The following is an 11,702-nucleotide window of genomic DNA, read 5'->3' on the forward strand; positions in this document are numbered from 1 at the left end:
GCGGCGTGTAACTTTGAGTTATGCGGCCATTCCGGTGACGACGACGGGTCGGGTAAGTTGAGTTTCATGAACGCGGAGAGTGACGAGCGGGTCAAGGTCGCCGAGCAGGCCGACGCAGGGGCCGCCACGGGGGAACCGGGCCGGGAGGAACGCGAGCTGGGCTCGCGGGCCCCGGGCTTCATCAAGGCGTCGAAGGCGCTGCATCTGAGTTGGCAGGTCGGCGTCTTCATCGTCGGGCTCGGGGTCGTGATCGCGGGTGTGCTGATGCTGGTGCTGCCCGGCCCCGGCTGGCTGGTGATCTTCGGCGGCATGGCGATCTGGGCGACCGAGTTCGTCTGGGCCCAGCTCGTGCTGCGCTGGACCAAGCGCAAGGTCACCGAGGCCGCGCAGCGGGCGCTCGACCCCAAGGTCCGGCGGCGCAACGTCATCCTCACCACCGTCGGGCTGGTGATCATGGCGGTGCTGGCCGGGATCTACGTCTGGAAGTTCGGACTCGCCATGCCGTGGAAGATCGGCGAGTGATCCCGGCCTGGTCCGGAAGCGCCGCTGACATGGGGTAATGTTTGCAGTGCGCCCGGGCGATTAGCTCAGTGGGAGAGCGCTTCGTTCACACCGAAGAGGTCACTGGTTCGAACCCAGTATCGCCCACCCGGACAGAGGGCCCGGGAGACGGAATCCGTCTCCCGGGCCCTCTGCGTTGCCCGCCTCCCGGCTCCGGAGCCGCCGCTCATGGCGGCCCCGGAGCCGGGGCGGTGCTCACCGCATCCGGCCCAGCGCGTCCTTCAGCCGGCGGGCGTCGCGCAGCCGCTGCTCGTAGGTCGCGCCCACCACCAGCAGGAGCATCCCGGCCAGGGCCGGCGGCAGCCACCGGGGGAGCGCCCCCGCCACCTGCACCACGTACGGGGCCAGCTCGTGCAGCCCGTCCAGCGCCAGCACCGCCCCGCCCAGGACCAGCAGCGCCTGGAGGCGGTGGCGCGCGCCCAGCAGGGTGATCACCAGCGCCGCCGTCCCCAGCAGCAGCGGTCGCACCCAGTCCGGGTCGGTCCAGGCGACCGCCAGGCTCGGCAGCAGCGTCGCCGCGAGCCCCGGCCCGTACGCCGTCCAGGACGACGCCTCCGGGTCCTTGCGCCGCCGCAGGAAACCGACCACCAGCGCGGGCACCGTCACCGGCAGCGTGTACGCCTCCGGGAACGACACCCCCGAGGCCGCCAGCCGCACCCAGGCGGCCGGCACGAACAGTCCCGCCGCCAGCCGCCCCGCCACCGGCCGCCGCTCGGGCCGCACCGCGGCGCCCGCCGCCAGCACCCCGCACAGCGCCAGCGTCAGGGCCAGGAACGGCGCGTCGGCCGCCGACAGGCCCACCGCGACCAGCGCACCCGGCGCGCCCGCCAGCTCCACCGGCAACGCCACCGGGTTCCGCCGCAGCCGCGCCCCCAGCAGCACCGTCAGGGCGGGCGCCGTCAGCAGCAGCGGAGCGGCCTCATGCGGAGCGAGCCCCAGGGACCGGCCCGCCAACCCCGTGAGCACCGTGCCCCAGACCACCGCGGCGACGGCGAACACCGCACGCCGCGCCCCGGCCCCCGCCCGGAGGGACGCCCCCGCGAACAGGACGGCCAGCGCGGCGAACACCGCGTAGGACGCGCCTTCGGAGGCCAGCGACAACAGCCCGGCGCTCACCGCCCCGGCCACCGCCGCCGCCGACGCGGTCGCCGCCACCGGAGCCTGCACGCCGCTCCCCGTGCCCCGTACGGCCAGGGCGAGCAGAGCGGCCACCAGCAGCGTCTGGGCGAACACGGCGAGGGCGTACGGCACGTCCAGCACCGCCCCGGCCACCAGCAGCGCACCCCAGCCGAGCGCCACCGCCCCGGCTCCGGCAGCCCCGCGCAGCGCCGCCCCGGACGGCCACCCGCGGGCGCCGCCCCCGCCGGCGGTGTACCAGGGCGCTCCCGCCGGGCCCCCGGCGTACCAGGGCGCTCCGGTTCCGTACGCCGCCGGCCCGGGCGCTCCCGGCGGCCTGCCACCCGGCGTGCCCGCTCCCGGCGCCCCGGCCTCCGGCGTCCGGGGCGCGGCAGGCTCCCGCGCCGTCAGCGGCGCGGCGACGCGCACCAGGGACGGCCACCACCGGTACGCCGACCCCAGCAGCCCCGCCGTCAGGGCGAGCACCACCGGCGCCGCGGCCGACTCCGACCACGGCGGCGTCGAGCCCAGCGCGGACCGGAAGCCGTCCGGAGACCCCGCCCACACGTCCGACAGCAGCGTCAGCGGGCCCAGCAGCACCGCCGCGACCGACGGGAGCGCCCCCACCAGGGCTCCGGCCGCCACCGCCGCCGACGCCGCCAGCACGCCGCGCGCCGCGTCCTTCGGCAGCCGGGTCCGCAGGACCGCGGTCAGGGCGAGGCCGCACAGCAGGTACGCGAGCACCGGCCAGCCGTCCGGTACCGCCGCCGCCGGAACGCCGCCCGCCGCCGCCACCGCGGCGAGCCCCGCCACCACGCCGCCCCCGAGCGCGAAGCCCTTCGGGGCGTGCCACGCCCCGGCCAGGACCGCCGCCGCTGCCGCCAGCAGCAGCGCGCCCGGCGCCAGAGCGCCGACCGGCCCCGAGGCCGTCGCGGACAGCGTCAGCCCCACCAGCAAGGCCGAGAGCCCCAGCACCGAACCGCCGACGCACGCCGTGATCCGCACCCCGAGCCCCCGGCCCCGCAGCGCGATCACCCCGTCCACCACCGCCGTCCCCAGCAGCGCCCAGCCGACCACCAGTGCCGGCGCGCCCGCGGCCCACGCCCAGAACAGCAGCGGCCACTGCGCCAGCACCACGGCGGCCGGCAGCGGCAGGTGAAGCTTCCCGAGCGCCAGACCGTACGCCGTCCACAGCGCCGCCAGCACCGCGCAGGCGACGGCCGTGAAGCCCAGCCCGTCCGTGTCCGGGGCCGCCACCGCGTGGACCGCGTAGACGTCGAGCAGGGTCAGCACCAGCGCCAGGGCCGTCAGCGCCTCGGCGGTGGCGGCCAGCCCGCGCCGCAGCAGCACCGCCGGTGCGGTCAGCGCCCCCAGGGTCACCACGGACAGCACGGCCGACCGGCCGCCGATCCCCATCGAGCCCCAGCTCACCAACGTGAACGCGACGGCCGCGACGGTCAGCAGCAGCCCGCCCAGCGTCAGCAGGACGTTCTGGGCGCTGCGCGGCGCGGACGCCCGTGTGCCGGGGACGTACCCCCACGGCTGTGCCGGAGCGCCCGGCCGGCCCCCGGGCGGCGCGCCCCAGCCCGCCGGGTTCCAGCCGGGGGCGGCGGGCGCGGCGGGCGGCCGCAGTGCGGCGAGCAGCCAGGCGCGCCGGGTCAGCAGCTGGGCGCGGCGGGCGTCCAGCTCGGCCAGTTCGCGATCGAGGCGGGCCAGCTCCTCGGCGGGCGGGGGCACAGGTTCCATGCAGGGGAGTGTGGCTCCGGCCGCCCGGCCCGTACATGCGCTCGGATACTCACTTCCCGGCCGCGGGGGCACTGAGTAGGGCCGCGCCGGAAGCGGTTTGAACGAAGCCCGCGGAGCCCTGTATGGTTCAACCCGTTCCCGGGCGATTAGCTCAGTGGGAGAGCGCTTCGTTCACACCGAAGAGGTCACTGGTTCGAACCCAGTATCGCCCACCGGGGAAAGCCGGTCCGCACGCGTCACGCGGACCGGCTTTCGCATGTTCGGGCCCGGCCCTCATGCCGCCGCGGGCAGGTCCGGGCGCAGCGGCCACGACGGGTCCACCGTCTCCGGCGTCCCGCTCTTCGCGAACCACGCCTCCAGACCCCGCGCCTGGGCCGCGTGCCAGGCCGCCTGGAGATCGTGCAGTTCGGACGGCGACAGCCGCTCCAGCCGAGACGCGAAGCGCCGGCACACCGCTCGTACCAGCTCCAGCGAGGCCGTCGCGTCGGCCGCCGCGTCATGGGCCCCGTCGAGCTCCACCTCGTACCGCGCGCACAGGTCCGTGAGCGTGCGGCGGCCCTTGCGGTAGCGGTCCAGGTGCTTGTCCAGCACCCGCGGGTCCACCACCCGCAGCGGAGTCCCGTCGAGGTACCCGGCCAGCGACGACGCCCGGTGCCGCCTCAACTCCCGGTCCAGCAGCGTCAGGTCGAAGGGCGCGTTCATCACGACGAGCGGCCGGCCCGTCGCACAGCTCTCGGCCAGCGCGCGGGCTATCTCGTCCATCACCGGGGCGGGCCACCGCCCGTTGCGCTGAAGGTGGCCGTCGGTCAGGCCGTGGATCCCGGTCGCCGCGGGCGGGACCGGAACCCCCGGGTTGACCAGCCACCGGGTGACGCGGACGCGACCGCCCGCGGTGTCCTGCGCGACGAGAGCGGCCGAAACGATCCGGTCCCGCTCGACGTCCACGCCTGTCGTCTCCGTGTCAAAAGCGGCCAGGGGCCCCTCGAACCAATACGTCATCCCCGAACTCCTCGCACCCGCACGGCAGATGGAATGATTTCTCTGCCCGATATCGGTGATACCCGGGCTGTTTGCCGGATACGCCGTTTGCGGGCGCTCCGATGCGGTGACAACACAAGTGAGGTGTCGAGGAGTTGGTCCCGGCGCCTCTCGATCCGTCCCGCCCACGACCTTGCGACGGCAGCCCGCCTGCCGTCGGTCGGCACGCCCGGAAGGCACACGGAGCCATGGCGCTCGCGCAGCCCGACCCCGGGGGAACCGCCCGCGCCGAGGCCCCCGGGCCCCGGCCGCCCGACGCGCCGCTGCGCGGCTCCCTCGCCACCACCGCCTGCATGGAGACCCTTCAGGTGGGCTACCTGCACGCCGTCGCGGCGGCCGCCGGCTGCTCCCTGTCCCAGCCCTTCCCCGACAACGGCATCGACTGGCACGTGAGCCACGGGGCCGCGGCCCACACCGTCGACGACGAGGTGACCGTCAAGGTGCAGCTCAAGTGCACCTACCAGATACCGCCGCACCCGGCGGGCGGAGCGTTCTCCTTCACCCTCGACAACGCCCACCTCGTCAAACTCGCCCGTGACCCGGTGTCGGTGCACCGGATCCTGGTCGTGATGATCGTCCCCCGCAGCCAGGGCGACTGGCTGCGCGCCGGGCCGGGCGGCCTCGACCTGCGCCACTGCTGCTACTGGACCAACCTGGCCGGCCACCCGGTGACGGGCCGGCGCCGGACCACTGTGCGCATCCCGACCTCGCGGATCTTCGACGACCGCGCACTCTGCGACATCATGGCCCGGGTCGGGGCCGGAGGGAGACCCTGATGCACCGGTCGATGGACGAGCCCCCGGGCGGGACGGGACCGCCCGCCGCCCGCTCGCACCCCGCCGTCCACCCCTGGGCCCCGCCGCTCGCCGAGGGGGGCGCGGAGCTGCCCGATCCCGCCGTCCTCGGCGCGCTCCTGCGGCGGTACGGCTGGCAGCGGCGCGGGGGAGCGCCGGGGCGGTACGGCCGGTGGACCCCGCCCGGGCCCGGCGCCGGGGCGACCAGTCTGCTGGTGCCCGAGAGCACCGCCTTCCCCGACAGCGGAGAGCTGGTCGAGGAGGCCCTCGCCGCCCTCCGCCACAGCTCCGCCCCCTCCGCCCGCGGCATCCTTCTCTCCCTCGCCGTGCCCAGCGACGAGATCCGCTGGTGGCGCGAGGTCCCCGAGTCGGCGGCCGGGGCGGTGGGAGCCGCGGGCTGGAGAGAGGCGGAGGAGCTGCGGTCGGCGGCCCGGCAGCTCCTCCTGGCCGGGGCCCTCGCGACGCGCTGCCGGGCCGGCTACCACGGGGCGCGCCACCGCCGGAAGGCGCGGGCCGCCCTGGACGACGTGCTGCTCGGGCCGGGGGCGGACGGCCGCGGCCTCACCGCCTACGTCCCCGTCGCCTCCGGGCGCGCCGTCGCCGCCCAGCTCTGCCACGCCCTGCACGCCACCCGCGACGCGGTGGACTACCAGCGGGCCACCGGCAGCCTGGACGCCTTCGGCAGCGCGGTCGCGGCGGGCGCGGGCCGAGAGCTGACCGAGGCGCTGACCGCCCTGGTGCGCGGCTCCGAGGGAGCCCGGATCGACCTGCGGTGGGCGCCCGCGGCGGGCGCCCCGGACGGCTGCCCGGCCCGCCCCGCGCCCGTGGAGTTCTCCCCGGGCGACCTGCCGGCCCTGCGCGCCGCCGGAGCCCGCTACCTCCGCGACGAACCCGCCGTGCAGGTCCGGCTGACCGGGGCGGTGGTCCGGCTCCGGCGCTCGGGACCGGGCGGCGCCGGGACCGTACGGCTGCGGGTGCTGGCCGGGGCCGAGGTGGGGCACGTCCGGGCGGAGCTGGACGAGGAGGCGTACCGCATCGCGGGCCACGCCCACCTGGTGGGGCTGCCGCTGCGGGTGGAGGGGCGACTGGAGAGCCGGGGCGGCTTCCGGCGGCTCACCGGGGCCTCGCAGGTCGCACCCGTGCAGGTGGACGAGGCGGAGCGGGACCGGCTGATGAAGGCCCTCAAGGAGAACGTCGGCCACTTCGAGGAGGCGTGCGCGGGGGAGGAGGCATAGCGGGCAGGAAGGCGTTCGCGTTGGGGACGGGGCGCTCGGTACGATTCGTCTTGCTCAGCCATACGAAGGCGGGCATCCCCTCAGTCAGGAGAGACCGGTGTCAGACGTCCGTGTGATCATCCAACGCGATTCCGAGCGGGAAGAGCACGTGGTGACGACGGGCACGACCGCCGGCGAGCTCTTCCCCGGTCAGCGCACCGTCGTCGCCGCACGCGTCGGCGGCGAGCTGAAGGACCTCTCCTACGTGCTCCAGGACGGCGAGAACGTCGAGCCGGTGGAGATCTCCTCCCCGGACGGCCTCGACATCCTGCGCCACTCCACCGCGCACGTCATGGCCCAGGCCGTGCAGGAGCTGTTCCCCGAGGCCAAGCTCGGCATCGGCCCGCCGGTCAAGGACGGCTTCTACTACGACTTCGACGTCGAGAAGCCATTCACCCCCGAGGACCTCAAGGCCATCGAGAAGAAGATGCAGGAGATCCAGAAGCGGGGCCAGAAGTTCTCCCGCCGCGTGGTCTCCGACGAGGACGCCCGCGAGGAGCTGGCCGACGAGCCGTACAAGCTGGAGCTCATCGGCATCAAGGGCTCCGCCTCCTCCGACGACGGCGCGGACGTCGAGGTGGGCGGCGGCGAGCTGACCATCTACGACAACCTCGACCCCAAGACCGGCGACCTGTGCTGGAAGGACCTCTGCCGGGGTCCGCACCTGCCCACCACCCGGTTCATCCCCGCGTTCAAGCTGATGCGCAACGCCGCCGCGTACTGGCGCGGCAGCGAGAAGAACCCCATGCTCCAGCGCATCTACGGCACCGCCTGGCCCACCAAGGACGAGCTGAAGGCGCACCTGGAGTTCCTGGAGGAGGCCGCCAAGCGCGACCACCGCAAGCTCGGCAACGAGCTGGACCTCTTCTCCTTCCCCGACGAGATCGGCCCCGGCCTCGCGGTCTTCCACCCCAAGGGCGGCGTCATCCGCCGGGCCATGGAGGACTACTCGCGCCGCCGTCACGAGGAGGAGGGCTACGAGTTCGTCTACAGCCCGCACGCAACCAAGGGCAAGCTCTTCGAGAAGTCCGGCCACCTGGACTGGTACGCCGACGGCATGTACCCGCCCATGCAGCTCGACGACGGGGTGGACTACTACCTCAAGCCGATGAACTGCCCGATGCACAACCTGATCTTCGACGCGCGCGGCCGCTCCTACCGCGAACTGCCGCTGCGCCTCTTCGAGTTCGGCACCGTGTACCGGTACGAGAAGTCGGGCGTCGTGCACGGCCTGACCCGCTCGCGCGGCTTCACCCAGGACGACGCGCACATCTACTGCACCAAGGAGCAGATGGCCGAGGAGCTGGACCGCACGCTCACCTTCGTGCTGAACCTGCTCCGCGACTACGGGCTCACCGACTTCTACCTGGAGCTGTCCACCAAGGACCCGGAGAAGTACGTCGGCTCCGACGAGACCTGGGAAGAGGCCACCGAGACGCTGCGCCAGGTCGCCGAGAAGCAGGGCCTGCCCCTGGTCCCGGACCCGGGCGGCGCGGCGTTCTACGGCCCGAAGATCTCCGTGCAGTGCCAGGACGCCATCGGCCGCACCTGGCAGATGTCGACCGTGCAGCTCGACTTCAACCTGCCGGAGCGCTTCGACCTGGAGTACACCGGCCCGGACGGCTCCAAGCAGCGCCCGGTGATGATCCACCGCGCCCTCTTCGGCTCCATCGAGCGCTTCTTCGCCGTGCTCCTGGAGCACTACGCGGGCGCGTTCCCGGTCTGGCTCGCCCCCGTCCAGGCGGTCGGCATCCCGATCGGCGACGCGCACATCCCCTACCTCCAGGAGTTCGCCGTCAAGGCGCGCAAGCAGGGGCTGCGGGTGGATGTGGACGCCTCCTCCGACCGGATGCAGAAGAAGATCCGCAACCAGCAGAAGGCCAAGGTGCCCTTCATGATCATCGCCGGTGACGAGGACATGGCCAACGGGGCCGTCTCCTTCCGCTACCGCGACGGTTCGCAGGAGAACGGCATCCCGGTCGACGAGGCCATCGCCAAGATCGCGAAGGCCGTCGAGGACCGCGTACAGGTCTGACCCCGTACGAGGAACTACGAGGAACACGGTCCCCGGAGCGTCACCCGCGCTCCGGGGGCCGTTTCTCGTCCTCCCGCGTGAACACCTGGATCAGCCACGAGGAGAACGACCCCGTCACCGCCCCCAGCAGCGCCAGCCCGCAGGCCATCAGCCCCGCCGCGACCGTCCGGCCCCAGAAGGTGACCGGGGCGGCGTCCCCGTAGCCGACCGTCGTGAGCGTCGCGCACGCCCACCACACCGCGTCGCCGAACGTGAGGATGGAGGCGCCCGCAGCCGTGTGCTCCAGGTGGTAGACCGCGAGGGAGGCGGCGAACCCCAGGAGCGCGGCGGTCGTCCCCGCGTACGCCATCACCCGCGCGTACAGCTCCAGCCGCGGCCGGTCGCGGCGGCGCTGGACCGCCGTGTACACCCTGACCATCCGCAGCGGGCGCAGCAGCGGCAGCAGCAGGACCACGGTGTCCAGCCAGTACACGCGCGGGAAGCGCGCGCCCAGGCCGCTGAGCCGCAGCCGGACCGCGTAGTCCAGGAGGAAGAGCAGCCAGGTCGCCCACACGAGGGCCGACGCGACGTCGTTCCAGGGCCCGGCGCCGGGCGGGGCCAGCACCCGGACCGCGTATCCCGTGAGGAAGACCAGCCCCGCCAGGAAGAGGGGAACCTCCGTGCGCTGCTCCCAGCGGGTCAGCCGGACGGGCGGATCGGGGGCGGGGCGATCGCTCATCGCCTCAGCATCGCGGGCGGCCGGACGGCGCGGGCCCGGCGACACGCCCCGCCGAGGCGACGCCATATGCTGATCGGCATGACGAGTGAGCCGGAGCAGCAGATCGGGGTGGGGACGCCCGACGCATTCCAGCGCCTGTGGACGCCTCATCGGATGGCGTACATCCAGGGCGAGAACAAGCCGAGCGGCCCGGGGGCCGAGGACGGCTGTCCGTTCTGCTCGATTCCCGCCAAATCCGACGAGGACGGGCTCGTCGTGGCCCGCGGCGAGCACGTCTACGCGGTGCTGAACCTGTATCCGTACAACGGCGGCCACCTCATGGTCGTGCCCTACCGGCACGTGGCCGACTACACCGAGCTGAACGGCCCCGAGACCGTCGAGCTGGCGGACTTCACCAAGCGGGCCATGACCGCGCTGCGGACCGCCTCCGGGGCGCACGGCTTCAACATCGGCATGAACCAGGGCTCCGTCGCCGGGGCCGGGATCGCCGCGCACCTGCACCAGCACCTGGTGCCGCGGTGGGGCGGGGACGCCAACTTCATGCCGGTCATCGGCCACACCAAGGTGCTGCCCCAGCTGCTGGGCGACACCCGGGCGATCCTGGCCGACGCCTGGCCGGCAGGGGAGCTGCCGGCGCACTGAGGCGGGCCCCGGCGCGCCGTGCGGAGGGGGAGACCCGATCACACCGGGTCTCCCCCTCCGCACTCCGTACGAACGGCCTCCTACGCTTCGTAGACGTCGGCCTTGCGCGGCGCCGGGTCCTGGACGAGGCCGCTCAGGACCATCGAGCGGTTGTCGAAGCGCTCGGTGTCGACGCCGTTCTCCGCGAGGACGCGCATCGCCGCCGTGTGGACGGCCCGCAGCACCGGGGTGGCGGCGCGCATCGCGTCGTCCGCCATGAAGCGGTGGTTCCACGGCTTGGCCGCCCACGCGTGCCGCAGCCCGAACGGCTCGGGCAGCACGATCTTGCCGCCCAGGTAGTCCAGCAGCGGCGGATACCAGGTGAGGGGGGCCCGCAGGGCGAGCCGGACGACCTCCTTGGCGTCCACCAGCGCCAGCTGGATGTCCCGGGTCTCCCAGAAGCGGACCGTCTTGTTGACCGTCTTCGTCTTCGCCGCGGGCTTGGAGAGGAACAGGCCGTGCACCGGTCCGAGTGCGTGCCCGGTGACCTCGATGCGCAGCGTCTCGTGGAGCACGGTCACGGTGATCATCATCGTGATCACCAACTGGCCGTCCCACAGGGTGAACTGGACGCCCAGGTAGTGCCGGTCGCCGCTGCCGAACTGCTGGTGGTTGCAGATCCGCTGTATCTCGTGGGGCTTCACCTGGAAGGTGGCGACGTCCTCCCCTTCGGGGCGGGTGACGGAGTCGGCGTTCTCCCCGATGGGCGAGACGATCCAGTGCTTCACAGACGGCTGGGGGAAGCCGCCGGTGTTCAGCGGTCCGCGCTCCAGCATCTTCAGCTGGTCGTGGATGATCCGGATCAGGTCCCAGCTGCGGAACTGGTGGATCTCCTTCGTCGGGTCCTTGGGGATCAGCTCCTCGGCCAGCTGCCAGCTGCCCCAGCGGGTGCCCATCCCGAGGATGCCCTTGGGCCCGGCGTAGAAGACGGAGTTCGACTGCTGCTCGGCCGACAGCTTCTCCAGCGCTTGGCGCAGCGCCTCGCGCGCGGTCTCGTTGGGGTTCTTCGGCACCGCCTCGGGGATCTTCGCGATCACGCCGCCGCCCGAGAGCAGGCCCTCCCAGCGGGCCCGCAGGTCCCTGGCCGAGGTCTCCGCGATCCGCTTGGCGATCATCCAGCCGATCACCGGGGCGATGAGCGCGCCCCGGACGTACAGCGCGAGCAGCCCGTCCAGCGGGAGCTTGACCATCAGGACCAGCGCGCCGATCCCGAAGGCGGCCAGCAGGATGGTGCCGACCGCGCGGAACGCGGTGTCCTTGGACTTGTTCAGCGCGTCCCGGATCCGGAACGCGATGACCCAGAGCAGCATGCCGGGCAGGAAGAGCACACCGAACACCAGCGTCACCAGGGTGAGCCGGGTGTCCCGGGCCTTGCGCAGATTGTTCGCCGACAGGCAGTGCTCCACCACGGTCTGCGGGTCCATGCCGAACGACTGGATCAGAGCCTTGCGGGCGCCGCCGAGCATCCGCTCCTGAACGGCGCGGGCGAACGCCTCCCCGAGGTTCGGCTTGAAGTAGTCCGACTTGAAGAGTTTGGAGGAGCCCGGTTTCACCTCGGATTTGTGCCACTCGCTGTTGGCGTCGAGGATCGTCTCCACCGGACTGTCCCGATACGCCGCCGAGGCCAGGGCGTTGGTCGCCACGGTCTGGCCGTCCGAGCCATGGATCGGGACCTGGGCCCCGGGTGAGAAGTCGAATCCGTCGTTGGCCACCTGTCGCCCCCACTCGCCGCACGTCTG

At 73.4% G+C, this 11,702-nt stretch carries 9 protein-coding genes and 2 tRNA genes; 7 read left to right on the plus strand and 4 right to left on the minus strand.

The window, feature by feature from the left end; genetic code table 11:
• Positions 1–66 precede the first annotated feature (66 nt).
• The gene (locus ACH4K1_RS14730) at positions 67–522 is read left to right on the plus strand and encodes a TIGR02611 family protein (RefSeq protein ID WP_398089539.1); all 456 of its coding nucleotides are present in this window, start codon (positions 67–69) and stop codon (positions 520–522) included.
• 54 nt (positions 523–576) lie between these two features.
• Positions 577–648 (plus strand) — tRNA-Val (locus ACH4K1_RS14735).
• A gap of 108 nt (positions 649–756) precedes the next feature.
• Here ACH4K1_RS14735 and ACH4K1_RS14740 read toward each other — a convergent pair.
• A complete protein-coding gene (locus ACH4K1_RS14740) occupies positions 757–3,423 on the minus strand; it encodes an SCO7613 C-terminal domain-containing membrane protein (protein ID WP_398089540.1) in 2,667 nt (888 codons plus the stop codon).
• Positions 3,424–3,563: 140 nt separating this feature from the next.
• On the opposite strand from ACH4K1_RS14740, the gene ACH4K1_RS14745 reads away from it, so the two are divergent.
• Positions 3,564–3,635, plus strand: a tRNA-Val gene (locus ACH4K1_RS14745).
• Positions 3,636–3,696: 61 nt separating this feature from the next.
• Here the strand turns inward: ACH4K1_RS14745 and ACH4K1_RS14750 are convergent.
• Positions 3,697–4,422 carry a 3'-5' exonuclease gene (locus ACH4K1_RS14750; protein ID WP_398089542.1) on the minus strand — a complete coding sequence of 242 codons (726 nt, stop codon included), beginning with the start codon at positions 4,420–4,422 and terminating at the stop codon, positions 3,697–3,699.
• A 227-nt stretch (positions 4,423–4,649) separates the two neighbouring features.
• On the opposite strand from ACH4K1_RS14750, the gene ACH4K1_RS14755 reads away from it, so the two are divergent.
• From ACH4K1_RS14755 to thrS, 3 genes are all read left to right on the plus strand, one after another.
• Positions 4,650–5,237, plus strand: a complete 588-nt coding sequence (locus ACH4K1_RS14755; RefSeq protein WP_398089544.1) for a DUF4365 domain-containing protein — start codon at positions 4,650–4,652, stop codon at positions 5,235–5,237.
• Positions 5,237–6,490: a hypothetical protein gene (locus ACH4K1_RS14760; protein WP_398089546.1), complete on the plus strand. Its 1,254-nt coding sequence runs from the start codon at positions 5,237–5,239 to the stop codon at positions 6,488–6,490. The genes ACH4K1_RS14755 and ACH4K1_RS14760 overlap by 1 nt, the downstream gene beginning before the upstream one ends.
• Before the next feature lie 97 nt (positions 6,491–6,587).
• Positions 6,588–8,564: a threonine--tRNA ligase gene (gene thrS, locus ACH4K1_RS14765; protein WP_398089547.1), complete on the plus strand. Its 1,977-nt coding sequence runs from the start codon at positions 6,588–6,590 to the stop codon at positions 8,562–8,564.
• 40 nt (positions 8,565–8,604) lie between these two features.
• Here the strand turns inward: thrS and ACH4K1_RS14770 are convergent, their stop codons facing one another.
• Positions 8,605–9,282 (minus strand): potassium channel family protein, encoded by a 678-nt coding sequence (locus tag ACH4K1_RS14770; RefSeq protein ID WP_398089549.1) that lies wholly within the window; start codon positions 9,280–9,282, stop codon positions 8,605–8,607.
• A 66-nt stretch (positions 9,283–9,348) separates the two neighbouring features.
• Between ACH4K1_RS14770 and ACH4K1_RS14775 the strand changes: the two genes are divergently transcribed.
• Entirely contained in the window at positions 9,349–9,924 is a 576-nt protein-coding gene (locus ACH4K1_RS14775; protein WP_398089551.1) for an HIT family protein, read from the plus strand.
• A gap of 80 nt (positions 9,925–10,004) precedes the next feature.
• Here ACH4K1_RS14775 and ACH4K1_RS14780 read toward each other — a convergent pair whose 3' ends face one another.
• Entirely contained in the window at positions 10,005–11,675 is a 1,671-nt protein-coding gene (locus ACH4K1_RS14780) for a hypothetical protein (protein WP_398089552.1), read from the minus strand.
• Between the last annotated feature and the right edge of the window lie 27 nt (positions 11,676–11,702).

Origin of the sequence: Streptomyces sp. NPDC017448, from assembly GCF_044330565.1 — a bacterium.
Lineage (GTDB): Bacteria > Actinomycetota > Actinomycetes > Streptomycetales > Streptomycetaceae > Streptomyces.

What these genes read in the sequence shown, in the direction of transcription:
- ACH4K1_RS14755 (WP_398089544.1), top strand. Translation starts at nt 4,650, where the DNA reads ATGGCGCTCGCGCAGCCCGACCCCGGGGGAACCGCCCGCGCCGAGGCC.
- ACH4K1_RS14770 (WP_398089549.1), bottom strand. Translation starts at nt 9,282, where the DNA reads ATGAGCGATCGCCCCGCCCCCGATCCGCCCGTCCGGCTGACCCGCTGG.
- ACH4K1_RS14760 (WP_398089546.1), top strand. Translation starts at nt 5,237, where the DNA reads ATGCACCGGTCGATGGACGAGCCCCCGGGCGGGACGGGACCGCCCGCC.
- ACH4K1_RS14775 (WP_398089551.1), top strand. Translation starts at nt 9,349, where the DNA reads ATGCTGATCGGCATGACGAGTGAGCCGGAGCAGCAGATCGGGGTGGGG.
- ACH4K1_RS14750 (WP_398089542.1), bottom strand. Translation starts at nt 4,422, where the DNA reads ATGACGTATTGGTTCGAGGGGCCCCTGGCCGCTTTTGACACGGAGACG.
- ACH4K1_RS14730 (WP_398089539.1), top strand. Translation starts at nt 67, where the DNA reads ATGAACGCGGAGAGTGACGAGCGGGTCAAGGTCGCCGAGCAGGCCGAC.
- ACH4K1_RS14740 (WP_398089540.1), bottom strand. Translation starts at nt 3,423, where the DNA reads ATGGAACCTGTGCCCCCGCCCGCCGAGGAGCTGGCCCGCCTCGATCGC.